We start from the raw sequence: 24,580 nt of genomic DNA on the forward strand, positions 1-24,580 counted from the left end.
GAGCAGAGCGAGGAGCGATTCTGATATGGACGGAGACTTCAGGACCGAATTTGTCAGGGAGCCTGGTGCGCTGAAGCATCATCCGGCATTGGTTTTGAACGCCGATTATCGCCCCCTGTCTTATTACCCGTTGTCCCTGTGGCCCTGGCAGGAAGCGATCAAGGCCGCCTGGCTGGATCGCGTCGACATCGTGGCCGAATACGACGAAGTGGTTCGCAGCCCAAGTACTCAGATCCGAATACCTTCGGTCGTTGTTCTGAAAGACTATGTAAAACCCAGAAAGCGCGTGGCCTTCACGCGCTTTAATTTATTTCTGAGGGACGAGTTCCGGTGCCAGTACTGTGGCAGCCGCGGTGATTTGACCTTTGATCATGTGGTGCCACGCGCCGCCGGTGGGGTGACCAGTTGGCAGAACGTTGTGGCGGCGTGCAGCCCGTGCAACCTGCGCAAAGGGTCGAAATCGCTGCGTCAGGCAGGAATGAGCCTGCGAAAGCCGCCCCGTCAGCCTGACGCCGAAGCACTGCGCAATGTTGGTCGGAAGTTTCCGCCCAATCACTTACACGAAAGCTGGATCGATTTTCTGTATTGGGATGCTGAGCTGGACGAATTCTAGGCCTTGCTTGCCCGCCACGCCGCGAGCCAGATCAGTACCAGAACAGCCGAGGCAATGGCATTCCATCCGGCCATCGAGATGTTGAACATTTCCCACGGGATATCGTCGCAGCGAACCAAAGGCGCTGACATAATCTGGTCGAACAGGTCGTCATTCGACATCCCACTGATGCTGCCGGATGTGCAACTGGTCGGACCTTCCCACCATCCTTGTTCAACGCCGGCGTGGTAAAACCCAATACCCGAAGTGACAGCCGCTGCCATCGCGCCACATAGCGGCAGGATGCTCAGTCTTGGCAAGGCCAGCGCCAAAACGCCAATCGCGATTGCGACCCCATGCGGGTAGCGCTGCCAGATACACATTTTACAGGGGGCAAGGCCGCCCAGATATTGAAAGCCAAAAGCTGCCAGCAGAAGGGCCAGGGACCCAAGACTTGCCAGTGCGATAAGTTGTGAACGTCTCGTCATAGGTATTTCACCACCAGGAAGCCGCCGAACAGGAGGACGATGAACAAGGTGAACATCAGCCCCAAGCGTTTTTCAATAAATTCACGGATCGGCTCGCCAAAGCCCCAAAGCAGCGCCGCAACAAGGAAGAATCTGAGCGCACGTGCCAGTATCGACGTTGCGATGAATGTCCCAAGCGGCATTCCTGTCCAGCCGGACATGATGGTGATGACCTTGTACGGGAAAGGCGTCACTCCGGCGGCCAGGACCGCCCAGAACCCGAAATCGTTGAAGCGTGTGTTGAATTCTTCCATCGCATGGGCCTTGCCCATGGATTCAAGAATGGGCTGCCCCAGACTTTCATAGAAAAACGCACCAATCGCATAGCCCAGCATCCCGCCCAGAACCGAAGCCACCAGAGCAACAGTTGCAATCAGCCAGGCGCGCGACGGGCGCGCAAGGATCATCGGAATCATCAGAACGTCGGGGGGAATCGGAAAGAACGAACTTTCGACAAAGGCCACAACAGCCAGCGCCCACAGCGCATGAGGGTGTTCCGCCAGACGAATTGTCCAGTCATAAAGTGATCGCAACATTAAGCACTCAAATCCCGTTCTCGGCCCCGGAAAGCCAAACCACGCACCTGACGGCCCGTCAACCATCGCGGTCGAAACAAATGGATTATTGGATGATTTTTGCCTCTGGACCTTCCCTCGGATGGGCGCTAATCCAGTGTCCGTGGCCCAAGTGGCGGAATGGTAGACGCAGGGGATTCAAAATCCCCCGGTAGTGATACCGTGCCGGTTCGAGTCCGGCCTTGGGTACCAAAGTAAAAACAGGGGGTTAGGGGAACCTGCTTCCTGTTTTTTCTTTTTGGGCTTATTGCGTGCTCGCACACTTAACTCTCACTTTTCGATCTGGTCTCGTTCTTTTCAGTCCTCTGTTATCAGTCTCATGCTAATACAGGGGCACCGAATACGTCCTGCTGTCGAACCGACCTGAACAGAAAAGGACAGTAAAGTTCCGGAAGACTGATCTGGCGGGTTTTCCTGTGTGCCAGAGGGGAAAATTCAAAACTTACGCTCATATATGCGGAATGGAGCAAGTCAGGCTGGCGCTGGCCTTGACATTGAATGTATCTGGATGAACCCTCAAGGGGGTTGGGAGAAACTGGAAAATTCAACAGGTTGCATCTGCTGTGAAGCGGGCCGATTTTTTTATCGGCACGGATTCATGAGCAGGGTGATTGATTTGAATTCCAACTGCCAGACAAAAAATGTGGGAGTTCTGAAATGAAAAACAGCAGAAAATTGAGCCTCGGCGCGTTTGTAACCGCAGCCATGTTGGCTCCGGCGGCCTATGCCGAAGAGTTCATTACAATTGGTACCGGCGGCGTGACCGGTGTTTATTATCCGACAGGTGGCGCGATCTGCCGTCTGGTGAACAAGGGTCGGAAAGAACACGGTGTGCGCTGCTCGGTCGAATCGACCGGTGGCTCGGTCTACAACATCAACACCATTCGCGAAGGCGAGCTGGAATTCGGTGTTGCCCAGTCCGACTGGCAGTATCACGCGTATAACGGCACCTCGAAATTTGAAGAGGCAGGTCCCTTCGAAAAGCTACGTGCGGTGTTCTCGGTCCACCCCGAGCCCTTCACCGTTGTGGCCCGCGCGGATGCCGGTATTTCCAGCTTTGAAGACCTCAAGGGCAAGCGCGTGAACATCGGTAACCCGGGTTCTGGCCAACGCGGCACCATGGATGTGGTTCTGGAAGCGTTGGGCTGGACCGTCGATGATTTCGAATTGGCGTCCGAGCTGAAAGCGGCTGAGCAGTCGGCTGCGCTTTGTGACAACCAACTGGATGCGATGATCTACACCGTGGGTCACCCGTCGGGTTCGATTCAGGAAGCTACGACAGCCTGCGATTCTGTTCTAGTGAACGTCACCGGTGATGCGATTCAGGGTCTGATCGACAACAACTCATACTACCGCACTGCGACTATCCCGGGTGGCATGTACCGGGGTTCGGACAATGACACCACCACCTTTGGCGTGGGCGCGACCTTCGTGACTTCGGCGGATGTGTCGGACGATGCTGTCTATGCGGTTGTAAGCTCGGTCTTTGAGAACTTCGAAGACTTCAAAAAGCTGCACCCGGCATTTGCAAATCTCAAGCCCGAGGAGATGATTTCGGACGGCCTGTCCGCTCCGCTGCATCCGGGCGCCGAAAAGTACTACAAAGAAAAAGGCTGGATTCAGTAAGCCAGACTTTACACGGGGCGTCCTTTTGCGGCGCCCCGGTTCACATCCGGGATAAACCGGGGACAAGAGGGCCAAAGAATCCAAGGCCGCAGGACGGGGAGATTTCACATGAGTTCCGATACACAGGGCAATCGCCCACTCTCGGAGGAAGAGCTTCAGGACCTTGTCGCCTCATCCGATGCAGGGGCGCGAAATCCCGCTGGAAACGTGGGGCTGTTTCTGGCGATTGTTGCCGTTTTGTGGTCGGTATTTCAGATCGTTCTGGCCTCTCCCTTGTCGAATTACCTGCTGCCCGGAAGCGTGGTGAATAATTCACGCCAGATCCATCTGGCCTTTGCGATCTTTCTGGCGTTTGCGGCCTATCCGGCGCTGAAATCCAGCCCGCGCAATTATGTCCCTGTTCAGGACTGGGTCATGGGCGTTTTGGGCGCGGGTATCGCGCTGTACGGCTACATCTTCTATGAGAAACTGGTCAATAATGGCCTGCTGGCCGATGACATCGACAAATGGGTGGCTTTGTTGGGGCTGCTGTTGCTGTTTGAGGCCGCGCGCCGCGCACTTGGTCCGGCAATGGCGATCATAGCCACGGTTTTCCTGGCCTATGTGTTCTTTGGATCGTCTTCCTGGGTCCCCGAAGTGATCCAGTGGAAAGGTGCGAGCCTGAAAAAGGCCATGAGCCATATGTGGATCACATCCGAAGGCGTGTTTGGCATCGCGCTGGGTGTTTCCACGAAGTTCGTGTTCCTGTTCGTGCTGTTTGGCGCGCTACTCGATAAGGCCGGGGCAGGGAACTACTTCATAAAAATGGCCTTTGGCACCCTGGGTCACCTGCGGGGCGGCCCTGCCAAGGCGGCCGTCGTGGGGTCTGCGGCAACCGGCCTGATCTCGGGTTCGTCGATTGCAAACGTTGTTACCACCGGTACGTTCACCATTCCGTTGATGAAGCGCGTTGGCTTTTCCAGCGAACAGGCGGGGTCGGTCGAAGTTGCAAGTTCCGTGAACGGTCAGATCATGCCGCCTGTAATGGGTGCTGCGGCGTTCCTGATGGTGGAATATGTGGGCATCTCATATGTCGAGGTGATCACCCACGCCTTCCTGCCAGCGGCGATTTCTTACATCGCACTGGTCTATATTGTGCATTTGGAAGCGGTGAAGCGGAACATGCCAACCTTGGGTGACCGAGACGTGCATCTGGCGCGAACCGTTGTGGGTATGCTGGCCTTCTTCCTGGTGTTTGCAGGGCTTTGCTATGGCTCGCAATTCCCGGTTGATGCTGTAACAAGCTGGATTCCGTCCGCGGCGGGCTTTGTGCTGAGCCTGATCGTCTGCGCGGTTTACGTCGGATTGCTTTTTCTGGCGGCACAAGTGCCGGACCTTGAGCCTGACGATCCGAATGCAAAGGAAGTCACGCTGCCGGTTGTCGCAGATATCTACAAGGCAGGTTTGCACCACCTGCTGCCGATCGTCGTTCTGGTTTACTTCCTGATGATCGAACAGAAATCACCGGGGCTGTCGGCCTTCTGGGCAACCGCATTGCTGTTCGTAATCCTGCTGACGCAGAAACCGCTCAAGGCGCTTTTCCGGGGGCAGAGCAATTTAATCAGTACCTTCGTCGACGGTGTCGCTGACCTGTGGCAAGGTCTGATTGACGGCGCGCGGAACATGATCGGTATCGCACTGGCAACTGCAACTGCGGGCGTGATCGTGGGTACCGTGACCTTGACGGGTGTTGGTCAGGTTATGGCTGATCTGGTCGAGTTCCTGTCGGGCGGCAATCTTATCCTGATGCTGATCATGGTTGGCCTGCTGAGCCTGATTCTGGGCATGGGCCTGCCGACCACGGCGAATTATATCGTTGTCAGCTCGTTGATGGCCGGAGTGGTCGTTGAACTGGGGGCGCAGAGCGGACTTATCGTGCCGTTGATTGCCGTGCACCTGTTCGTCTTCTACTTCGGGATCATGGCGGATGTGACGCCACCGGTGGGTCTGGCCAGTTTCGCCGCTGCCGCTGTATCAGGCGGTGATGCAATCAAAACCGGCTTCACAGCATTCTTCTACAGCCTGCGCACCGTGGCACTGCCTTTTGTGTTCATCTTCAACACCGATCTTCTGTTGATTGACGTAACATGGTTCGAAGGAATTACGGTGGCAATTTTCGCGACCATAGCGATTCTGGTCTTCACGGCGGGCACGATGGGGTATTTCCTGGCCCGCAGCCGTATATATGAAAGTGTTGCCCTGGTTCTGGTGGCATTTGCCCTGTTCCGACCGGACTATTTCATGGATCGCATCTCGCCTCCGTTCGAATCGGTTGAACCCGCTGCATTTGAAGAGACCATTGGTCAGACACCGCCGGGAACGGATGTCCGCCTAGTGGTCGCAGGCCCCGATTACGATACGCTTGAAATGGTGGACACAACCGTTGTTGTTACTGTGGGCGACGAAGAAGGAGGGGCCGCACGGGTCGAGGCGATGGGCCTGCTGCTGGTTCCCGAGGACGGGCTGGTCAAGCTTGACGAGCCGCTGTTTGGCGCGCCGGTGGCCGACGATCTGGCCATCTTTGACTACTATGGCGATGAACCCGTACGCCTGACGTCGGTCAGCTTGCCGTCCGACCAGCTGCCCAAGCAGCTGGTGTATATCCCAGCGATGATCCTCTTGGGTCTTATCGCGTTCCTGCAACGCGGCCGTGCCGCCAGACAAGGGGTGCCCGCATGACACGTTCTGTTCTGTGTGCCATTGATATCAGCAATGGCGAGATTGATGCTCCGGTCCTGCAAAAAGCCGCTGCTTTGGCGGATCTGGAAGGGGCACAGTTGGATGTCGTGACTGTGCTGCCCGATTTCGGGGAAAGCTGGGTGTCCGGGTTTTTTGAATCAGGTTTTCACGACAAGGCGTTGGCCGAGGCGCGAGCCAAACTGACGGCGCTGTGCATTTCGGCATTGGGGGCAGAGCGCAATGAAAGCATCCGCCATGTAGTCGCGACAGGCACAGCCTATCAGGAGATCCTGAAAACCGCCGAAAGTGCCGGTTCCGACCTGATTGTGATCGGCGCGCATAGGCCGGATTTCAAAGACTATCTGCTTGGTCCGAATGCAGCGCGTGTGGTGCGGCATTCCAACGTCTCAGTTTATGTGGTTCGCTGACTGATTTTCCAGCGCGCAAAAGATCGCGTCGCCGGTCGTAAAGAAAAGTCGGGTTGGTTCAGTAACCTGTCATCTCAAGATAGCCAACCCCTTTATGGCTGCCGTTTACGGTGACAGGGCCTTCCCAGTATTCGAAACCGGTACCCATCCACGCATCAGGTGTCAGGGCTGAGACCTGAATATCTATGCCCCGATCCGCTAGGTCGACTTGCCAGTGTGTCGGGATATTGCGTCCGGCAACCTCGTCGGTACTCAGCGGCAAAAGGCCGATTGTACCGTTGGGGATGGCCTCAGTACTGCCGTCAGAATTGATCCAGGTGGCCGAGGTGAAATCGCCTCGATCCCCGCGCAGGCGAAAAGCCATCAGCTTATCGCCTCCCTCAAAACTGAGCGAGAACCAATCCCAGCCCCTCTGATCCGCCGCCAAGGGTTGTGAGGACCATTCCCGATCCAGCCACCCCTGACCGGTTACCAGCACCTCGCCATCCGGCAAATGCAGCACGCCTTCGACTGTGTAGAAGGGCTGCGAGTAATAGTAACTTGCCTGTCCATCGGCGGATTTGACCGAATAGCCCGCGTCGCCGTGAAATACCAATGGCCCTTGCGCTGTCAGTGAAAGATCATAGCCGAATTCATCACCATTGGCCGTCAGTGACAGGCTGTCCAAATCCGATCCGGCCATGCGCCATTCATCAATCCAGGCCTCAAACGGTTGTGCGGTTACACCGGCCTGGCCAATCCCCCCGCGTGACAATCGCTCGGTAAAAAAATGATCCTTGGGGGTCGTAACAGCAGCATGACCCATCCAAAGTTGCGGGCTTTGCCACCCGTCGCTGTCATAGGGTTTCAGGGCTGACCGGAACAGGGTCCATTGAATGCCATAGTCCAGGCCGTCGTCCCCTTGGAGATTGGCGGTCAGATACCACCATTCGATGCGGTAGGCCGGGTGGGGGCCGTGATCCTTTGGGAAATCAAACTCATACCCGGCTGCCGGCACTTCAAAACCTTCAGCGGTTCCGCCTAGACCTGCATAGCCCTGCGCCCAAAGCGGTATCGGGTAGAGCCACATAAGCAGGATTAGTAGGGTCCTAACGTTCATTGGCGAACACTTTCAGCAGATCGGCGGGTGGCAGGCGCAGCATCCGTAGCGCGGGCAGGGCGGCGGCAAGCAGGGCAGCAAGAAGGGTCAGTAGAAACAGCCACAGCCAATCCCAGGGGAAGACGAACATCGGCAGGCGCCAACCAAAAGCCTGAACGTTGATCACCGTCAGCAGAACCCATGCCAGAACAAGCCCAAGTGGCAACGCCAGACAGGCGGTCAATGCCGCCAGCAATAGGCTGCGCAACAGTTCCAGCCCTGCAAGTTGCGCCCTGTTCAGCCCCAGCGCCCAGACCGGTGCGATCTGTGGCAGGCGCTGGGTCCACAGGGTCAGCAGACTGGTGAGAATGGCAAATCCCGCCACGCCGAGGGTCAGTACATTCAACGCCGAGGTCACGACAAAAGTCTTCTCAAATATCGCAAGCGACTGCGCCTTCATTGCAGCTTGCTGTACGACAGCCTGACGTGGAAGGTTGAACCGTTCCCTTAAGGTTTGCGCCATTTCGGTTGCGTTTTCGGGGTTTAGACGAATGCCAAAGCGGCGGGCCTCCGTACCCGGAGCGATCCGGTTCAGTTGGTCCATCGAGACGATGGCTTGCCCGGTCGGATTCCCATAATCCGAATAGACCCCGGCGATGGTCAGGATGTGGTCCGGCGATAAGGCCAAAGCACCGCCGGGCCAGAGATCGGCACGTCGCGCCAGTTGCTCGTTGATCAGAACCGCACCCCCGGCCATGACGTCATCCCATGCATTCGGGCTTGAGGTGATCACTGGCCAGTTCTGCCGATAGACCGGATCATCTACTACACCGTAAAGAAACAAAGGCCCCGTCTCGTGCGACAATTCCACATTTCGGATTGGCAGAATAGCTTCGACCTGAGGGCGCAGCCAGTCGGTAATCTCCTGCCCCTGATCGTCGTCGCTGGCAGTCAGGTAGAGTTCTGACGTCAGGCGCTGGTCCAGCCACCCGACGAATGTCAGCCGGAAGCTGGACACCATTGTGCCTACGCCGACATTCGCCGCCAAAGCCAGCAACAGGGCCATCAGGGCAAGTGACAACCCGGGCAGTTGTGCCCGCATATCTGCCCAGACCCATTGCGTAACAGGGCCCCGCGCCGCTCGGGCGCAGAGTGAAAGCATTACAGACAAAAGCGCAGGCAGCAGCAGCGCTGCACCGGTCAGCAAGCCAGCCAACAGGGCAAACCCGGCGATCAGCCCCCCGAAACTGACATAAGCCAAAACGCCACCCAGGATCATGACCAATCCCAATGCCGCTGCAAGATGGCGCGCGCGGGGGTCGCCCCGCCACGCTTGAACGCCCGGACTTGCCAGCAGGGGCATGCGCGACAGGCGCCATAATGCGTGGCCGCTGGCCAGCAATGTGCCGAAGACTGCCATGGCGATCCCTGCCAAAACCCACTGCAATTGCAGCGTCAGTTGCCCTGTTACTGGTGCGCCGTAAAGGCCACGCAACGTGGCCGCGACATCGGGTATAAGTGCTCCGGCCAGAAAGAAGCCCAAAAGCAACCCGACGAGCCCACCGATCAGGGCCAGAAAAGTCAGCTCGGCAAGGATCAGCCAGACCAGTAATCGCATCGAGACACCCAGTGCCCGCAGCGTACGGATGATGCCTCTGCGTTGTGCAAAGGCCAGCCCGACCGTGCCGTTCACGATAAAAAGGCCGACCGCAAAGGACAGCAATCCAAAGGCTGACAGGTTCAAATGAAAACTGTCGGTCAGCCGAGCAGTGTCGATCTTTTGTGAAGGGCTGATACGTTCCAGCTCTGGCGTGATCGTGGTTAGGGACTGAAGCCCGCGCGGCTGATCGGGCAGAATAATGAGCCGCGAGATTGCACCGGGCTGATTCAGAAGACGTTCGGCAACGCCGATATCCGTCAGGATCACATCCGGCGGCAGCGCAGAAGTACTGAGAACCGGGGGCAGAGTGTCCTGATCGCGCAACAAGGGCTCCAATTCTGTCGAAACCAGCAGGCGACCCGGAGCAGTCAATATGTCCGCCGGTTCGGGCGGCGCACCGCTTTGCTGGGCCTCGGTAATTGCGGGCAGGGCGGGATGGGCCACCATATCCACGCCCATCAAACGCAACGTACGTCCAGCGACCCGATAAGGGCCTTCCAGTACGGCGGCCACCTGCCACCCCGCGCGACGCAGGTCGACATAACGGGACATGGCGATGAAACCGGCTGGATCGTGCAATTCGTCAAACTGCCCAAGTGCCAGTTGGGCGTTGGCACGGGAATAGCTGGCGCGGGCCTCGGCATTGATGGCCTGTACAGCGGACCACAAACCAGTTGCCAGGGCGATACCGATCAGCAGCGTTGCCAGTTGCAACCAATGCACCCGCCAATGGGACAGCAGGGCCTGGACGACGGCCAATGTCATTGGATGCGCCCGCTGCTCAGGCGTAGGTGCGTGTCCAGACGGGCCGCGATTTGCGGGGAATGCGTCACCAGCAGCAAAGCTGCGCCAGTATCAGCCACAAGTGACAGCATCAGGTCCAGCACTTTGGCGCTGGCGGTTTCGTCAAGATTGCCAGTCGGCTCGTCCGCCAGCAACAGTTTCGGGCGCGCGGCCATGGCCCGTCCTATGGCCACCCGCTGCTGCTGGCCGCCCGACAAGCTTTCGGGGTAGCGGTCCAGCAGATCCGAAAGCCCAAGCCGGTCTGCCAATTGCCCGGACCATTGGGCATTTTCGGTACCTGCAAGGCGGGCATGAAAGGACAGGTTTTGCCCCACGGTCAGCGATGGGATCAGGTTGAACTGCTGGAACACAAGCGAAACCTTTCTGCGCCGCAACCCGGCCCGGCCCGCATCATCCAAAGGGGACAGGGGCGTGCCATCCAGCGTAATCTCGCCTCTGTCGAAACTGTCCAGGGCGGCGGCCAGATTCAGCAAGGTGCTCTTACCGCTGCCGCTTTCACCGGTCAGAGCAAGCGTTTGTCCCTGATCCAGTGTCAGAGACACGTCGCGCAGAACAGGCCGCCCGCCGGGATAAGTCTTTTGAACTCGGTCGATGATCAACAGCATGAAGCGCCCTTTTTTGCACAGGATGTGCGCCGGACTTCCCAACTGTCCAGTGCAGACCTTACTCCGGTTCCTTTCGCCGCAGGCTACCTTATCCGGTGGCGGGGTTGTGCCTTGCGTTTTGAAAGGTCATTGTGCCCTGACAGTTCGTGGCCGAAAATCAGGGTGTAAATACATGACGTTGCTGCATCAGATCGTTTGGGGCAGTACCTTTCTGGGTATTTGCATCCTGATCGAGATTCTCTTTCTGACCTGGTGCACGATGTCCATTATCAAGATGGACAAAAAATGGGTCACACGCGGGGTGTTTGTGGCAACCGCGGGGCCGATTGCCGTTGCCTTGGGCTTCATTATCGCAACGCACACCATTCAGGTCTGGATCTGGGCTATCGTCTGGGTGTTGCTAAATGTTCTGCCGGACTGGAACTCGGCCATCTATTTCTCGTTGGTGACGTTTACGACGCTCGGATACGGCGACATCGTTTTGGGTGAAGGGCTGCGCATTTTCGGCTCGTTTGCTTCGGTCACCGGGCTGTTGGCGTTTGGATTGTCGACCGCGTATCTGGTCGCATTGATGACCCGCGTTTTTCAGGAGAAGTTCTTTTCCTAAAGGATCGGTGCAAACAACCGTGCCAGCGGCGCACCAAAGCGGATGTGGGCCGGTTGTTGACGCAACCTACGGGTCAATTCGAAACTGGTTTCGAAATCTTCTTGTAGCATCTGGTCGACGGCCTGGGCAGCCCGGGCATCAAAGAACAGCGCCATTGCTTCGAAGTTGAGGCGGAAGGATCGGTTGTCGAGGTTTGTTGTTCCAACAGCGGCCAGCGTATCGTCGACAACGAACGCCTTTTGATGCATGAACCCGCCGGTATAGCGGAATACGCGCACGCCACAGTCGCGGATTTCATCGAAATAGGCAAACGCGGCCAGCCATGGCAGGCGATGGTCGATCATGTCAGGAACAAGGATGCGCACATCCACACCGCGCATCGCGGCATGTTGCAGCGCTGTCATGACATCGATGTCGGGTACGAAGTAAGGCGACGCAATCCACAACCGTTCTTTTGCCTCGGCGATAGCTGCAAAAAACATCATGGCGCCAGTTTCGGTTTCGTCTCCGGGTCCGGTCGCGACCAGCAGGGCATTCATGTTCTGTTCGGATTCACTGCCCGCCCAATCAAGTTCATCAATCAGGTCTTCGTTATGCGCCCAATGCCAATCTTCAGTGAAGATAAGCTGCAATTGCCGGACGACATGACCGGACATCATTATGTGAGTGTCGCGCCAATGACCGAAATGCGGATGTTTGCCCAGATATTCCTCGCCAACATTGTGGCCACCGATAAAGCCTGTCTCGCCATCGATAATGACAGTTTTACGATGGTTTCGGTAATTCAGCTGAAACCGGAAATTTGGGCCGCGTTGCTGACGCGGGTCGGCTACATCAATTCCGGCTTCACGCATGGTATCCAGATACGCGCGCGGCAATCCGTAACTGCCGACTGCATCGGTCATGAAACGGACGTGAACCCCACGTTTCGTCGCCTCGATCAGCTTGGATTGCAGTTTGCGGCCCAGTGCGTCGTCTCTGATGATGTAGAACTGAATGAGGATATAGTTCTTGGCCTTGTCGATGGCGTCGAAAATGGCGTCGAATGTGGCTTGCCCGTCAACCAGTAGCCGGGCACCGTTTCCGCTGGACACAGGAAGATGCGCCAGAAACTCGAACGGGCGCGGATTGATGGACATTGAGGAGGGATCGGGCCTTGAGTAATCGGCAAAGGTTTTGATCCCTTCAACAACCCGCTCACTTTTCTGGCGCGCGATGCGATATCCGTGAAAGCGATGGTGTCCCAGAAAAAGATACAACGGCACCGCTAGGAAAGGGGCTGAAACCAAAAAAACCACCCAACCAACGGCACCTTGCGGTGTCCGCGCGGTTTGTGCCGCTCGGATCGAAAACACAAATGCAGCCACGTACAACGTGAATACAAAGATAGATACCAGTGCTGTCCACATGGGGTCTTACATCTTTCGGGCCGTTTAGTTTGCCCCAGTGTAGATGCGTGACCAGTCTTGCGCCATATCGACAATGATCCATCCCTTGTCAGGACCCCGATCCAGCCCATCTGCCAGCTTTCCGATCGAGCTTTCGCGGTCATAAGCCCATTCGCGTTCGGCGTCCGTGTGGTGGATCAGAATTCCCAAACGCGGACCATCACCCGACGTTGTCCAATCCAGCATAGCGAAATCTCCGTCCGAGTTGCCTGCGGCCAGAATAGGGCGTCTGCCAATCGTGCGTTCGATATTGATCGGCTTGCCTTCCTTGTCATCGATGAAGGCTAGCCCCGGTGCCTTGATGATCGTCGGGTTGCCGTCGATCACCTTATAGGTGCTGTCTGCATAACTCCCCAATATCTGTTCCGGCGGGATACCATAGGCATCCTCGGCAAAGACGCGCATGAAATGAATGCCACCGCCGGATACGATGTAGGTCTTGAAACCTTCGTCACGTAGATAACGCAGCAACTCGACCATCGGCTGATAGGTCATCTGGTCATAACGAAGGCCGGTGTTGGGGTGGCGTTCGGTTTCCAGCCACTGCGCAACAGCTGCCTGAAATTCTTCGACGCTGGTGCCAGAATGCGATGCGTTGACAACTTCGATCAGCGCCTCATGCCCGCCTTCAAGAACGGTCGCTAGATCACCCTTTGCAGCAGCTTCCAGAGCAGGAGTTGTCAGGATCGACGGGTCCCGCTTGGCCAGATCGGCCAGACGATCCATGGCGAAAAGGAACTGAAAATACACCGGCTGTTCGGCCCAAAGCGTTCCGTCATTGTCGAATACGGCGATCCGATCATCAGGCGTCACGTAATGAGCTGAGGCAGGGTCGGTTACATCGTCAACAAACAAAACGATTTTCGCTTTGGATTCTAGATTGTTCCATGAGGGCAAGGGGTCAGCGATGGCGACCGTCGCTCCTAGCACACTGCACAATATCAAAAATAGACGCACGGATTATTCCTCAATTTTAAACCGCTAATGAGAAGGGCCGGGGCCCCGGTATCGGGACTCCGGCTTTGCTGTGTCTTGGATTAAACAGCCAGGTTCACGGTGCGCCCGGAGGTGACGTCAACTTCTCCATCACTTTGTCGAGGCTGAAGCTCGCCGCTTCCTGTCGGGGTGGGTATTCCTTGAAGGTTTCAAGGAACTGCGCGACATAGGCCTGCGCAGGTACCAGCATGTAGGCACGGTCGAGCATCCAGTCATAGTAGGTGTTCGATGTGCGGTAGCCACGCTCGTACGGGTCGCGTCGCAGGTTGGTGATCAATGGCACGCGCAGAGGGGTCAGTGGCTCCATCCAGGCGCGCAAGGTTGCCCATGCCTTCTGTTCCAGGAAGGTGATTTTCCAATCACCGAAGCGCAGTGCCGCAAGGTCACCATCGTCCGTGAAATAGAAGATTTCCCTGCGCGGACTCTTGTCTGTTTCGCCGGTCAGCAACGGCAAGATGTTGTAGCCATCCAGATGCACGCGATAGTCACGCCCGCCGCCAACTTCGGCCACGGTGACACCTTCCAGAAGATCTTCTTTCACGGTTTCGTTGCCAGCTGCAGCCAGGAATGTCGGTAACCAATCCATATGATGCACGATCTCGTTCGACACAGCACCTTCGGTAATCTTGCCGGGCCACCGAACCATGGCAGGTACGCGCCATGCGCCCTCCCATTGGGTATTCTTTTCACCCCAGAACGGGGTCATCGCGGCATCTGGCCAGGTATTCATGTGCGGACCATTGTCGGTCGAGTAAAACACGATGGTCTTGTCGGCGATGCCCAGCTCATCCAGCGCAGTCAGGAAGTCGCCAATATGCATATCATGTTCGATCATGCCAGCCGTATACTCATCTACCTGCTTGCCGACGATTTCATTGGCCTTTGCCCATTTCTCTTCGGAAACATGCGTGCGGAAATGCATCCGGGTGCCTGACCACCAGACGAACCACGGCGTGCCGCTTTCCTCTTGTTTGCGGATGAATTCAATCGCAGCCGCCGCGGTTTCATCGTCGACCGTTTCCATACGCTTCTTGGTCAGCGGGCCGGTATCCTCGATCTCGCCACCCGCTGTCGACTTGATTACACCGCGCGGGCCAAAAGCCTGTCGGAAGGTTCTGCCATCGGGCAGAACAGCATCATTGGGATAGTCGATGTTTTCCGGCTCTTCCTCGGCGTTGAGATGGTAGAGGTTGCCAAAAAATTCGTCAAAACCGTGGTTTGTCGGCAGATGTTCATCCCGGTCGCCCAGGTGGTTTTTTCCGAACTGACCCGTGGCGTAGCCTTCCGCTTTCAGAAGGCCCGCAATGGTCGGGTCTTCGATCTGCATGCCTTCCTCAGCGCCCGGCAGGCCAACTTTGGACAGGCCCGTGCGGAAAACGGATTGCCCCATGATGAAAGATGATCGCCCAGCCGTGCACGACTGTTCACCGTAGTAATCCGTGAACATCATACCTTCTTCGGCGATACGGTCGATATTGGGTGTCTGATACCCCATCAACCCCCGCGTGTAGGCCGAGATGTTGGACTGACCAACATCGTCGCCCCAGATCACAAGGATATTCGGTTTCTGGTCCTGCGCCCAGGCGGGTATGGCCAGTGTCAACGTGGCGGTTACCACGGCAAGTCGGCGCAAGTTACTACGCCAGGTGCCGGATAGCGAACGTGCAGGTAACATGGTTTGCTCCTGATCTGAGAGGATCTTGGCGACCCCAAAGGAAATGAATCAACCGGCGTTCAAATGCATGAACAACGCGGCAGCAAAGTGTTGATTCCCATATTGAAAATCTTTGGTAGCAGGAATCGAACACCATTAGCATAGGTTACTTCTTGCGTCGGAAACTCATCATATGATTATATCGCAAAGTACAAATGTGAGACAAAATGAATAATCTGAAGCTATTACGAAAAACTGGATGGTTCAGTGAACGCTCGTCAGAGTTTCAGGCCGATTTGGCAGCCCTTGGCATACCGAAATCGGTAGAGGCGGGAGAGACGCTGTATCACTACGGTGATCCGGCAAATGGTATCTACGCGATTCTCAACGGTGGTGTGCAGATAACTGCTCCAGCGGATGATGGTCAGGAGTTTGTGCTTCACCGCGACGGCGCTGGGTTCTGGATCGGCGATCTGGCTTTGTTTGCAGGTGCGCTGCGTCTGGTCAGTGTTGTCACGACGCAAGCCACTCAAGCCTTGTTTTTCCCAAATTTAAGCGTCTCGCGGTTGATTCAGAACAATCCTGACTACATCCGGGATTTCTATGCGTTGACGCATGAGAATATGCGGACCGCTTTGCGCATCATGGCAAATCTGGCCGTGACGGGAACGGAAAAGCGGTTGGTCTTGAGGTTGCTTCACTTGGACGAAGGGACTTCGAAAACCGAAGGCTGGATTGATGTTTCACAAGAAGATCTGGCGGCGATGATTGCTGTGTCGCAACCGACTTTGCACAGGAACCTTCACCGGCTTGTGGATTTGGGGTTAATCGAACTGGGGTATGGCCGGGTTCGACTGCTGGATCGGGGCGCATTGATAGCCAGTTGTCAGACCTGAGGTTTCGGGTCGTGAATCTGGTATGCGGTTCAACATTCGCAGACAGGCAGGCCGAGTTGCGCGGTGCTCGACAAACTCAAACCAACGTCGCGTCGCAGTTCAGTTATTAGCACGCGCCTGACCGTCCTCCTCGCCCAATTGGCCGTCCAGAGACATCAGGATCGCGACCGGGCGTAAAGCAGGGATGTGGCTGAACACGATCAGAATACAGACCGTCAGTGGCACGCTCAGGAAAGCGCCGATCAGGCCCCAGACAGTTGTCCAGAATGTCAGCGCCAGAATGACAAGGAATGTCGACATGTTCAGCGAGCGGCCCAGCATGGCCGGATCAAGGAAGTTACCGATCAGGAATTGAAGGGTGCCGCACCCAAACAAGATGATCAGAAACGGAACGATCGTATCAAACTGAACAAGCGCGATCATGGCCGGAAAAAACACCGCTATGATCGACCCGATCGAAGGAATGAAGTTCAAAGCAAAGGTCAAAACGGCCCAGGTTTCCGCATATTCCAAACCAAGGGCCCTGAATACAAAATAACTGATGCCCGCTGTGATCAGGCTGATCAGGGTCTTAACCCCAACATATCGTTGCAGGCTGATCGATATGGCATCAAGCATGGTCGCAAAATCAGCGCCGGTTTGGGGGTCGCCAGCCGCAAGTTGAATTTTCTTGCGAAAGGCCAGACGCTCGGCCATCAGGAACGCGACATAGAGGCTGATCAGAAAGAACTGGTTCAGTAGGGACGTAGCGCTGCCCAGCAACAGGCGTGCGACATAGGTCATGTCGATGCTGACCAGATTGTCGCGGATGAAAGTGGTGACGTCGTTGCCGACAAGACCGGTTATGCGCTCAACCGCCCCGTCGAACTGGTTTTCGTAGGTGCTGACGGACCGTGCAAACTGCGTTGCCTGACTGCCCAGCACGTACATGATCATGAACAAACCCGCCAGAACGATGGTCACACCAGCGATATTTGCCAGCCAGACTGGAGCGCGGGTTAGCGCGACGACGCGGTCGCTCAGCGCAATGATCAGAACGTTGACCAGCAGTGCCATGGCAAGCGGGATCAGGAAGTTCGCCCCCGCATAAAGCCCCAGCACTATCAGCGCCGCGATAATGCAGGTGTCGCGGACAACAGACAGTTTTAGCCTGGGGCGAGCCGTGAAATCTTCCTGATCCGGGATCATTCAGTATCCTGTTTATCTGTTCTTAAGCAGGCTAGTGATCGTCCCGCTTTGCCCAATCCTGCACCTGCATTCCGGTTTTAGCAATGCAGTCAGCGGTTTGCAGACCGGCTTTTGTCACTTTGATACCGATGACGGGTTCTGTGTTTTATTTCGGCGGGTTAGGGTTGCAGGATGACAAAGCCTACGATTCCCCCATTTGGCCGCCCGCTTCAGGCGTTATGGCTGGCGCTTCGCCGGTTCGTCAGGAAAAACGGACCTGTCATGAGCAGCCATGTCGCCATGTCGCTGATGATGGCCCTGTTTCCCTTTGTGTTGTTCACCGTGGCGCTGGCTGGGGCATTGTCGCAGGACTATGTTACCGATGAGCTGATTGATCTGCTGTTCGGGGCATGGCCCAGGGATGTTGCGGACCCGATCGTGGCCGAGCTGCGTGCGGTTCTGGCCGGGGCGGGGTCGGGTGTGATTACGCTGGGTGGTCTGCTTGCAATCTACTTTGCGTCCAACGGGGTTGCCGCAGTACGCGCTGCCATGAATCAGGCCTATCACGATCAGGACAGTTGGCCTTTTTGGAAAACCCGGCTTTTGTGTCTGGTTCTGGTTATCCTTGGCGGTTCGGCAATCCTTGTTATTGCAACGGTCGAGGTGGTCTTGCCGGTCTACACGAAACTGGTGGCAGAGCATACCGAATCTCCGGTAGCGGACTGGCTGTCCGTAGATCGCCTGCGGTGGACGTTTACCGTGGCCGTTCCGGCAGGCACTGTCCTGCTGGCACATCTAATTCTGCCAACCCGCAGGCACAGCCTGACCCAAATCCTGCCCGGCGTCATACTGACATTGGTTTTGTGGGCAGCTGGCGGATGGGCATTTTCAGTCTATATCAGCCAGTTCGCCACCTACAGTGCCACATATGCGGGTTTGGCCGGGGCAATGGCTGCGCTGATCTTCCTGTATCTGTGTTCTGCGATGCTGATCCTTGGCGCTGAATACAACGGCGCATTAATCGACCTTCGGAACGCCGCTGAAGGAGATATGGCATGAGATTTGCCATTCTGGCGGCTTGCTTAACCCTCGCAAGTGAAGGGCAGGCGCAGTCACTGGAATATGTCGGGTCGGATCAATGTTCGGACTGCCATCAACGCGAGGCCGAGGCATGGGCTTCGTCTCATCATGCCTTGGCCTGGACGGAAGTTGGCGACGGCCATCTGGTCGCCGATTTCGATGGAACCCGGTTCGTGCAGAACGGGATGACGGTTGAATTTACTAAACAGGCAGACAGGTTCACAGCTCGTGTAACTGAAAAAGACGGTGCGACGACGGCATATGATGTGCATTCCGTCGTTGGGATTACGCCTCTGCAACAATTTCTGTTTGAAACCGAACCGGGGCGGTTGCAAAGTTTTGATGTGGTCTGGGATACCGAGCAGAAGCGCTGGTATCACTTATACCCCGATCAGGATCTGCCGCCAGAAGACGGGCTGCACTGGACGGGCCCTTACAAGAACTGGAACGCGCGCTGCGCCGAATGTCACGCCACAGGGTTTGAAAAGAACTACGACGCGCAATCCAGAACATACTCTTCCCGACAGGCTGAGATTGGAGTTGGCTGCGAAGCTTGCCATGGACCGGGGTCGGCACATATCGATTGGACCAAAGGGCAGGGCGTTGCCGGGGGTCTGAGTGATAGAGGCTTTTCGATGAGCTGGGGCAAGGGCCAGACCGAGGCCGAGATCCAGCAATGCGCCGGATGTCATTCGCGGCGCGAGGCGCACGGCAACGGAAATCCTTTGCCGGGAACCCCGTATCATGATGCCTATAACCTGGCTGTGTTGCGGCCCGGTTCGTATCATCCGGACGGGCAAATACTTGATGAGGTCTACGTTTACGGCTCATTCCTGCAATCCAAAATGTATGCCCGAGGGGTCGGGTGTATGAACTGCCACGAGCCACACAGCGCGCAGTTGAAGGCCGAAGGCAACGGTATTTGCACGCAATGTCATTCCACGGCCGCAAACCCTGAATTCCCGACGCTGGCGAAACAGGAATACGATACCCCCAGTCACCATCATCACGTTATGGATAGCGCGGGTGCCCAGTGCAAAAGCTGCCACATGATCGAACGTAAATATATGGGCGTGGACGGTCGCCGGGATCACAGCTTTCGCGTGCCGCGACCGGATTTGGGATTGGGGGCTGATGCCTGCACTGATTGCCACCAGAATAAGGATCAGGTCTGGGCTGCCAGCCGGATCAAAGGCTGGTTTCCTGACACAGCCAATCGGGCCCCGCATTATGGCACGGTGTTCAAAGCTGCTGCCGATGGCCATTTGAACACGCCAGAGGGTTTGATTGCTGTCGCAACGGACCCCTCGCAACCCGCTATCGTGCGGGCAACAGCAGCGTATCTGCTGCAACCTTTTGGCTCGCTTGAGGTTGCCGCGTATACAGCGCCACTGTTGCAGGAAGACGATCCGCTGATACGCGCAAATGCAGCAGCCTTGCAGCGTCAGGCGAGCCCAACGGATCGTGCGCAAAGGTTAGAGCCCCTTTTGTCTGATCCTTTTCGCAACGTTCGCATAGCCGCCGCCAAGGAATTTCTGAGTATCCCTCTTCAAGCTCTGACATCTCAGCAACAGGATCTGGCCGGGGAGGGGATGGCCGAGTGGCAGGCGGCGATCTCGAACAGGCTGGATGCCCCGGAAACACATCTGGTTCTGGGGGGGATGGCCTTGACGCTGCGCAACGCCCCGGCTGCCGAACGGGCATTTCGCGAGGTTGTAGCGCTGGATCCTCAGCGCGCCGAAGCGTGGCCCATGGTGGTGCAGCTGGCACAGATCAATCGCGGCCCGGAAGCCGCACGTATCGCCCTGCGAGAAGCCTTGGGCAGATTGCCCGATGACCCGGCCTTGCTGCAATTGCTGCAACAACTGGGGCCCTGATCCGGCACAGGTTTGCCCGATTTGTTCCAACTTCACGGCAAAATTTCACGCTAACAGCAACTCAGAACTGCTGTTTTGAGGTGATGTATGTCCGCTGATTCAACAAGACAGAAAGCAACCGGGACGAACCCCGCTACGCTGGCGCAGCGCATTGAAGAGCTGCGCAATCGCGAGCCTGTATATGTTTCGCACGGGGATACACTGATGTTGCAGGGTATGGCCGCGACGTCGCTGCGCGAACAACGGCTGACCGGGAACCGTATCCGATTGGAAGATTAAGTTTAGCCGCGAAACCCGGTTGCAACAACGAATTTTTCCGAACTGTCGGAACGGGATGCGGGCGGTTTCACGTGCGCCACTTTCTGAAATTTCTGCTTCAGAAGTTTTTGCAATTCGCCCTCGGCACCGCCGGCAAGAACCTTGGCTACGAATGTGCCACCTTCTTCCAGCACGTCAAACGCGAAATGGGCCGCAGTTTCACACAGTGCGATGATCCGAAGATGGTCGGTCTGCTTGTGACCCGAGGACGCCGCTGCCATGTCCGACATCACCACGTCCGCTTTGCCACCCAGCCAGTCCTTGACCTTCTGGTCGGCGTCATCCTCCATGAAGTCCAGCACATGAGTATCGGCACCCGCAACCGGTTCGACTTCCTGCAGGTCGATGCCCAGCACGGTTCCGATCCGTTTCCCTGACTTTTCGCCAAGCGCGTTTACGCGTTTGACTGCAACCTGGCACCAGCCACCGGGCGCGCACCCCAGATCAACAACCCGTGCTCCGGGTACGAGAAAGCGGAACTTGTCGTCTAGCTCCATGATCTTATACGCGGCCCGCCCCCGATATCCTTCGGTCTGGGCGCGCTTGACATAGGGATCGTTCAGCTGTCGTTCGAGCCAGCGGGTCGAACTCAGCTTGCGACCACGTGCGGTTTTTACCTTTACCTTCAGGTCACGCTGACCGCGCCCCGAGTTGTTTTTGCCAGTTGGTGTCTTCGCCATCAGAACGGTCCGTCTTCCAGTACCCCGTCCGCGCTCATCTGTGCATAAAGCAGGCCCTCGCGTAGCCCCCGATCTGCCACGGAAAGGCGATCAGTGGGCCAGCAGCGCAACAATGCCTGCAAAATGGCCGAGCCGGACATGATCAGGGCCTGCCGGTCTTCACCAATCCGAGGATCCCGGCGGCGCCCATGAGGGCCGAGTTCTAAATACCCGCGTATCACTTTGTCAATCTGATCACTGGTCATACGCAGCCCGTCAACCTTGGTCCGGTCATAGCGCTTCAGGCCAAGATGCGATGCCGCAACCGTTGTGACAGTTCCGCTGGTGCCGACGATCTGAAAACCTTCGCGGGTCTGTTCATCTTTGTAAGGTGCGAAATCGGCCAGGTTTTCTTCGAAAAACCAGCTCATCAATGCAAAGCGAGCGGCGTCGTTTTCGACGTCATTGAACTGATCCCGCAACGTGGCAACACCCAGCGGTACGCTGATCCAGTCTACAACTTTTGCAGCCGGAAAAGGGCTGTCGACCGTGTGAAACCCGTTGTGCAAACGCATGATCGCAGCCGGGCGGTCACGGCGAGGGACGGACGAAATGTCGATCCAGACCAGCTCGGTCGAACCGCCGCCAATATCGACAACCAACAGCTGTTCGGTCTTGGTGGACACCAGCGGGGCGCAGGAGATCACCGCCAAACGGGCTTCTTCTTCGGGTTGGATGATTTCAAGCGTCAGTCCGGTTTCGCGTTTGACCTGTCGGATGAATTCGCGGGAATTCTTGGCGCGGCGGCAGGCCTCGGTTGCGATCAGACGCATCCGTTTTACTTTGTTCCGCTTCAGCTTTTGTTGACAGATTCGCAGCGCCTGAACGGTGCGTGCCATCGACGCCCGCGACAGACGTCCGGTGCGTTCCAGACCCGCGCCCAGCTGCACGGACTTGGAGAAGCTGTCAACCACATGAAACCCGCTGCCCTTGGGCTGGGCTATCAACATGCGGCAACTATTTGTTCCCAAATCCAGAGCCGCATACAGGGCATCCGGATCGGGTCTTGCCGGCGCGGGGCTTTCGACCGCTTTCGGGAACGCGCCCGCACCTTTGGGACGCTTGGGCGCCATCGTAACGCCCTCCGATTTTCGAGTTGATTTGACCCTAGGCGGGGCGTCGTCGACGTGCAAGCGATTTCCATTTCAAATTTGGCTTGGATGTCACACGCCGTTCATACTGAGGTGCGATTTGATCTTTGATCCCGGTTGAGGGATTCTTGATCGCAATCAGCCGCAGACGGAGCCTGCCATGAAAGATAAACGTGTCCTGACCTTTGACGAATTCGATGAAATGGTGAACCCGCGCCCAGAGGAATGTGAGTTTGACCGCGTCGTTGAACGTGCCCTGTCACGTCGTGGATTTCTGGGCGGCGTATTGGCGGTGGGAAGTTTCACGGCTTTGGGCGGGTCGCTGCTTCCGACTGGTGCGCGCGCAGCCGCAGATCGATTTGCGTTTGAGGCGATTCCAGCGTCAACTGCCGATGACGTCATCGTGCCGCCGGGCTACAAGGCCGAGGTGATGGTGCGCTGGGGCGACCCGCTTTGGTCTGATGTGCCCGAATTTGATCCGGCCACCCGTGGAACCGCTGCCAGCCAAGAGCGCGCATTTGGTGATAACACCGACGGTCAGGATGTGTTTTTGCACGAGGGTCACGTTCTACTGGTCGTGAACAACGAATACACCAATCGCGATATCCTTTGGGGCAACAACCCGGACGCCAAAGCCGCCTCGGATGACGATGTCGCCAAAGGCATGATGGCGCATGGTGTGACGGTGGTCGAGATTGCGGTTACCGACGGCAAATGGGGCATCGTCAAGGATAGCTCGTATAACCGCCGCATCACGCCGCAGACAGACATGTCATTGACGGGGCCTGCCGCTGGCCATGATCTGCTGAAAACTGCCGCCGATCCGACAGGCACCATCTGTAAAGGCACCTGGAACAACTGTGGTAATGGCATGACCCCATGGGGGACGTATTTGGCCTGTGAAGAGAATTTCAATGGTTACTTCTCGACTGAGGACGAAAACCATGAGGTCAGCGCCGAACTTCAGCGCTACGGCGTTTCGTCCAAGGACTGGGGATACGGATGGGCCGGAATTGACGAGCGTTTCGACGTCTCGAAAAACCCTAACGAGCCGAACCGCGCAGGCTATGTTGTCGAAATCAATCCGACCGAGCCAACCTCGACCCCTCGTAAGCTGACCGCGCTCGGTCGGTTCAAGCACGAAAACGCCGAGGCCATTGTGAACAATGACGGTCGTGTCGTTGTCTACATGGGTGATGATGAACGGGGCGAGTTCCTGTACCGCTTTGTCTCGGAAGGTTTTTATGCCGCTGGGGTGGACACGCATGCGCTGCTTGAGAACGGTACGTTGTCGGTTGCAAAGTTCAACGACGACGGGACTGGTGAGTGGCTGGACCTGACCCCCGAAACAACTGGTATGACGTCGCAGGCCGAAATCTGCATCCATACGCGGCAAGCAGCATCGGCTGTTGGCGCGACCACCATGGACCGCCCGGAATGGGTTGCGGCCAACCCGAACGCGCCCGAGGTCTATTGCTGCCTGACCAACAACAAGAACCGCGGTGTGAAACCGAATGCCGGTGGCGACGACACTTCGGTCAACGGGCCGAATCCGCGCGAGGCGAACAAATACGGTCAGATCGTGCGCTGGCGCCCTGAAGGCGGAGACCATGGCGCATCGGGTTTCGAATGGGACCTGTATGTACTGGCCGGAAACCCGACCGTGCATCAGGATGCGTATGGCGGTTCGGACAATGTCAACGCCGACAACATGTTCAACTCGCCCGACGGTCTGAAGTTTGACAGCAACGGCCTGCTGTGGATCCAGACCGACGGCAAATACAGCAACGAGGGCGACTTCGAAGGGCAGGGGAACAACCAGATGCTGGCAGGCGACCCGGTTACCGGTGAAATCCGTCGTTTTCTGGTTGGCCCGAACGAGTGTGAGATCACTGGGCTCAGCTGGTCGCCGGATCGCCGCACCATGTTTGTTGGTATTCAACACCCCGGTGAAGACGGTAATAGCCACTGGCCCGACGGTGGTAACTCGGTTCCACGTTCAGCCATCATTGCGGTTACTCGTGAAGACGGTGGGTTGGTCGGTTAACCTTGGCAAGACGCGTTGAAACAAGCCTCGGGCGGGTCATGCCGTCCGGGGCTTTTTGTTCATTATG

The 24,580-nt window shown here is 56.8% G+C and carries 21 protein-coding genes and 1 tRNA gene; 11 read left to right on the top strand and 11 right to left on the bottom strand.

Going from position 1 to position 24,580, the window contains the following annotated elements; all coding sequences use genetic code 11:
- Positions 1-25 precede the first annotated feature (25 nt).
- Complete coding sequence (locus ACR0ID_RS02410; protein ID WP_209503840.1) at positions 26-613, top strand: HNH endonuclease; 588 nt, start codon at positions 26-28, stop codon at positions 611-613.
- Here ACR0ID_RS02410 and ACR0ID_RS02415 read toward each other — a convergent pair.
- Positions 610-1,080: a disulfide bond formation protein B gene (locus ACR0ID_RS02415; protein ID WP_480472923.1), complete on the bottom strand. Its 471-nt coding sequence runs from the start codon at positions 1,078-1,080 to the stop codon at positions 610-612. The genes ACR0ID_RS02410 and ACR0ID_RS02415 overlap by 4 nt on opposite strands.
- On the bottom strand, positions 1,077-1,655 hold the full coding sequence (locus ACR0ID_RS02420; protein WP_480472921.1) for a YqaA family protein: 579 nt from the start codon (positions 1,653-1,655) through the stop codon (positions 1,077-1,079). The genes ACR0ID_RS02415 and ACR0ID_RS02420 overlap by 4 nt, the downstream gene beginning before the upstream one ends.
- Positions 1,656-1,800: 145 nt before the next feature.
- Between ACR0ID_RS02420 and ACR0ID_RS02425 the strand changes: the two genes are divergently transcribed.
- From ACR0ID_RS02425 to ACR0ID_RS02440, 4 genes are all read left to right on the top strand, one after another.
- A tRNA-Leu gene (locus ACR0ID_RS02425) sits at positions 1,801-1,886 on the top strand.
- Between the two features lie 465 nt (positions 1,887-2,351).
- Positions 2,352-3,320: a TAXI family TRAP transporter solute-binding subunit gene (locus ACR0ID_RS02430; RefSeq protein WP_480603544.1), complete on the top strand. Its 969-nt coding sequence runs from the start codon at positions 2,352-2,354 to the stop codon at positions 3,318-3,320.
- Between the two features lie 108 nt (positions 3,321-3,428).
- The gene (locus ACR0ID_RS02435; RefSeq protein ID WP_480603547.1) at positions 3,429-6,038 is read left to right on the top strand and encodes a TRAP transporter permease; all 2,610 of its coding nucleotides are present in this window, start codon (positions 3,429-3,431) and stop codon (positions 6,036-6,038) included.
- Positions 6,035-6,466: a universal stress protein gene (locus ACR0ID_RS02440; protein ID WP_480472915.1), complete on the top strand. Its 432-nt coding sequence runs from the start codon at positions 6,035-6,037 to the stop codon at positions 6,464-6,466. Before ACR0ID_RS02435 ends, ACR0ID_RS02440 begins: the two co-directional genes overlap by 4 nt.
- A gap of 58 nt (positions 6,467-6,524) precedes the next feature.
- On the opposite strand, the gene ACR0ID_RS02445 is transcribed toward ACR0ID_RS02440, so the two are convergent.
- Genes ACR0ID_RS02445 through ACR0ID_RS02455 form a run of 3 tightly spaced genes read right to left on the bottom strand, consistent with a single transcriptional unit; the run spans position 6,525 to position 10,613 of the window.
- Positions 6,525-7,565, bottom strand: coding sequence for a lipocalin-like domain-containing protein (locus tag ACR0ID_RS02445; RefSeq protein ID WP_480517120.1), 1,041 nt, complete (start codon positions 7,563-7,565; stop codon positions 6,525-6,527).
- The gene (locus ACR0ID_RS02450) at positions 7,555-9,969 is read right to left on the bottom strand and encodes an FtsX-like permease family protein (RefSeq protein ID WP_480603549.1); all 2,415 of its coding nucleotides are present in this window, start codon (positions 9,967-9,969) and stop codon (positions 7,555-7,557) included. The genes ACR0ID_RS02445 and ACR0ID_RS02450 overlap by 11 nt, the downstream gene beginning before the upstream one ends.
- Positions 9,966-10,613 (bottom strand): ABC transporter ATP-binding protein, encoded by a 648-nt coding sequence (locus tag ACR0ID_RS02455; protein ID WP_480603551.1) that lies wholly within the window; start codon positions 10,611-10,613, stop codon positions 9,966-9,968. The genes ACR0ID_RS02450 and ACR0ID_RS02455 overlap by 4 nt, the downstream gene beginning before the upstream one ends.
- A 172-nt stretch (positions 10,614-10,785) precedes the next feature.
- On the opposite strand from ACR0ID_RS02455, the gene ACR0ID_RS02460 reads away from it, so the two are divergent.
- Positions 10,786-11,220 (top strand): ion channel, encoded by a 435-nt coding sequence (locus ACR0ID_RS02460; RefSeq protein WP_480472907.1) that lies wholly within the window; start codon positions 10,786-10,788, stop codon positions 11,218-11,220.
- On the opposite strand, the gene cls is transcribed toward ACR0ID_RS02460, so the two are convergent.
- From cls to ACR0ID_RS02475, 3 genes are all read right to left on the bottom strand, one after another.
- A complete protein-coding gene (cls, locus tag ACR0ID_RS02465) occupies positions 11,217-12,629 on the bottom strand; it encodes a cardiolipin synthase (protein WP_480472905.1) in 1,413 nt (470 codons plus the stop codon). The two genes, ACR0ID_RS02460 and cls, sit on opposite strands and share 4 nt — an antisense overlap.
- A gap of 24 nt (positions 12,630-12,653) precedes the next feature.
- Positions 12,654-13,625, bottom strand: coding sequence for an HAD family hydrolase (locus ACR0ID_RS02470; RefSeq protein ID WP_480603553.1), 972 nt, complete (start codon positions 13,623-13,625; stop codon positions 12,654-12,656).
- A 94-nt stretch (positions 13,626-13,719) separates the two neighbouring features.
- Positions 13,720-15,339 (bottom strand): arylsulfatase, encoded by a 1,620-nt coding sequence (locus ACR0ID_RS02475; protein ID WP_480603555.1) that lies wholly within the window; start codon positions 15,337-15,339, stop codon positions 13,720-13,722.
- A 206-nt stretch (positions 15,340-15,545) separates the two neighbouring features.
- Here ACR0ID_RS02475 and ACR0ID_RS02480 point away from each other — a divergent pair, with 206 nt between their 5' ends.
- On the top strand, positions 15,546-16,214 hold the full coding sequence (locus ACR0ID_RS02480) for a Crp/Fnr family transcriptional regulator (RefSeq protein WP_480603557.1): 669 nt from the start codon (positions 15,546-15,548) through the stop codon (positions 16,212-16,214).
- Between the two features lie 99 nt (positions 16,215-16,313).
- Here ACR0ID_RS02480 and ACR0ID_RS02485 read toward each other — a convergent pair whose 3' ends face one another.
- Positions 16,314-17,402 (bottom strand): AI-2E family transporter, encoded by a 1,089-nt coding sequence (locus tag ACR0ID_RS02485; RefSeq protein ID WP_480603559.1) that lies wholly within the window; start codon positions 17,400-17,402, stop codon positions 16,314-16,316.
- A 171-nt stretch (positions 17,403-17,573) separates the two neighbouring features.
- On the opposite strand from ACR0ID_RS02485, the gene ACR0ID_RS02490 reads away from it, so the two are divergent.
- The 3 genes from ACR0ID_RS02490 to ACR0ID_RS02500 all read left to right on the top strand — a co-directional run bounded on the left by ACR0ID_RS02490 (position 17,574) and on the right by ACR0ID_RS02500 (position 20,617).
- Complete coding sequence (locus tag ACR0ID_RS02490) at positions 17,574-18,440, top strand: YihY/virulence factor BrkB family protein (protein ID WP_480603561.1); 867 nt, start codon at positions 17,574-17,576, stop codon at positions 18,438-18,440.
- A complete protein-coding gene (locus tag ACR0ID_RS02495) occupies positions 18,437-20,338 on the top strand; it encodes a cytochrome c3 family protein (protein WP_480603563.1) in 1,902 nt (633 codons plus the stop codon). The genes ACR0ID_RS02490 and ACR0ID_RS02495 overlap by 4 nt, the downstream gene beginning before the upstream one ends.
- An 87-nt stretch (positions 20,339-20,425) precedes the next feature.
- A complete protein-coding gene (locus tag ACR0ID_RS02500) occupies positions 20,426-20,617 on the top strand; it encodes a hypothetical protein (RefSeq protein ID WP_480472891.1) in 192 nt (63 codons plus the stop codon).
- A gap of 2 nt (positions 20,618-20,619) precedes the next feature.
- Here ACR0ID_RS02500 and ACR0ID_RS02505 read toward each other — a convergent pair whose 3' ends face one another.
- Entirely contained in the window at positions 20,620-21,336 is a 717-nt protein-coding gene (locus tag ACR0ID_RS02505) for an RlmE family RNA methyltransferase (protein WP_480493112.1), read from the bottom strand.
- Positions 21,336-22,448 carry a Ppx/GppA phosphatase family protein gene (locus tag ACR0ID_RS02510; RefSeq protein ID WP_209503859.1) on the bottom strand — a complete coding sequence of 371 codons (1,113 nt, stop codon included), beginning with the start codon at positions 22,446-22,448 and terminating at the stop codon, positions 21,336-21,338. The genes ACR0ID_RS02505 and ACR0ID_RS02510 overlap by 1 nt, the downstream gene beginning before the upstream one ends.
- Before the next feature lie 178 nt (positions 22,449-22,626).
- Between ACR0ID_RS02510 and ACR0ID_RS02515 the strand changes: the two genes are divergently transcribed.
- Positions 22,627-24,513: a PhoX family protein gene (locus ACR0ID_RS02515; protein ID WP_480493113.1), complete on the top strand. Its 1,887-nt coding sequence runs from the start codon at positions 22,627-22,629 to the stop codon at positions 24,511-24,513.
- Positions 24,514-24,580: the final 67 nt, after the last annotated feature.

Source organism: Ruegeria sp. AL2, from assembly GCF_056540845.1.

Bases quoted from the DNA above. Each gene is read 5' to 3' on its own strand.
- ACR0ID_RS02410 (WP_209503840.1), top strand. From the start codon at position 26: ATGGACGGAGACTTCAGGACCGAATTTGTCAGGGAGCCTGGTGCGCTG.
- ACR0ID_RS02415 (WP_480472923.1), bottom strand. From the start codon at position 1,080: ATGACGAGACGTTCACAACTTATCGCACTGGCAAGTCTTGGGTCCCTG.
- ACR0ID_RS02420 (WP_480472921.1), bottom strand. From the start codon at position 1,655: ATGTTGCGATCACTTTATGACTGGACAATTCGTCTGGCGGAACACCCT.
- ACR0ID_RS02430 (WP_480603544.1), top strand. From the start codon at position 2,352: ATGAAAAACAGCAGAAAATTGAGCCTCGGCGCGTTTGTAACCGCAGCC.
- ACR0ID_RS02435 (WP_480603547.1), top strand. From the start codon at position 3,429: ATGAGTTCCGATACACAGGGCAATCGCCCACTCTCGGAGGAAGAGCTT.
- ACR0ID_RS02440 (WP_480472915.1), top strand. From the start codon at position 6,035: ATGACACGTTCTGTTCTGTGTGCCATTGATATCAGCAATGGCGAGATT.
- ACR0ID_RS02445 (WP_480517120.1), bottom strand. From the start codon at position 7,565: ATGAACGTTAGGACCCTACTAATCCTGCTTATGTGGCTCTACCCGATA.
- ACR0ID_RS02450 (WP_480603549.1), bottom strand. From the start codon at position 9,969: ATGACATTGGCCGTCGTCCAGGCCCTGCTGTCCCATTGGCGGGTGCAT.
- ACR0ID_RS02455 (WP_480603551.1), bottom strand. From the start codon at position 10,613: ATGCTGTTGATCATCGACCGAGTTCAAAAGACTTATCCCGGCGGGCGG.
- ACR0ID_RS02460 (WP_480472907.1), top strand. From the start codon at position 10,786: ATGACGTTGCTGCATCAGATCGTTTGGGGCAGTACCTTTCTGGGTATT.
- cls (WP_480472905.1), bottom strand. From the start codon at position 12,629: ATGTGGACAGCACTGGTATCTATCTTTGTATTCACGTTGTACGTGGCT.
- ACR0ID_RS02475 (WP_480603555.1), bottom strand. From the start codon at position 15,339: ATGTTACCTGCACGTTCGCTATCCGGCACCTGGCGTAGTAACTTGCGC.
- ACR0ID_RS02480 (WP_480603557.1), top strand. From the start codon at position 15,546: ATGAATAATCTGAAGCTATTACGAAAAACTGGATGGTTCAGTGAACGC.
- ACR0ID_RS02485 (WP_480603559.1), bottom strand. From the start codon at position 17,402: ATGATCCCGGATCAGGAAGATTTCACGGCTCGCCCCAGGCTAAAACTG.
- ACR0ID_RS02490 (WP_480603561.1), top strand. From the start codon at position 17,574: ATGACAAAGCCTACGATTCCCCCATTTGGCCGCCCGCTTCAGGCGTTA.
- ACR0ID_RS02495 (WP_480603563.1), top strand. From the start codon at position 18,437: ATGAGATTTGCCATTCTGGCGGCTTGCTTAACCCTCGCAAGTGAAGGG.
- ACR0ID_RS02500 (WP_480472891.1), top strand. From the start codon at position 20,426: ATGTCCGCTGATTCAACAAGACAGAAAGCAACCGGGACGAACCCCGCT.
- ACR0ID_RS02505 (WP_480493112.1), bottom strand. From the start codon at position 21,336: ATGGCGAAGACACCAACTGGCAAAAACAACTCGGGGCGCGGTCAGCGT.
- ACR0ID_RS02510 (WP_209503859.1), bottom strand. From the start codon at position 22,448: ATGGCGCCCAAGCGTCCCAAAGGTGCGGGCGCGTTCCCGAAAGCGGTC.
- ACR0ID_RS02515 (WP_480493113.1), top strand. From the start codon at position 22,627: ATGAAAGATAAACGTGTCCTGACCTTTGACGAATTCGATGAAATGGTG.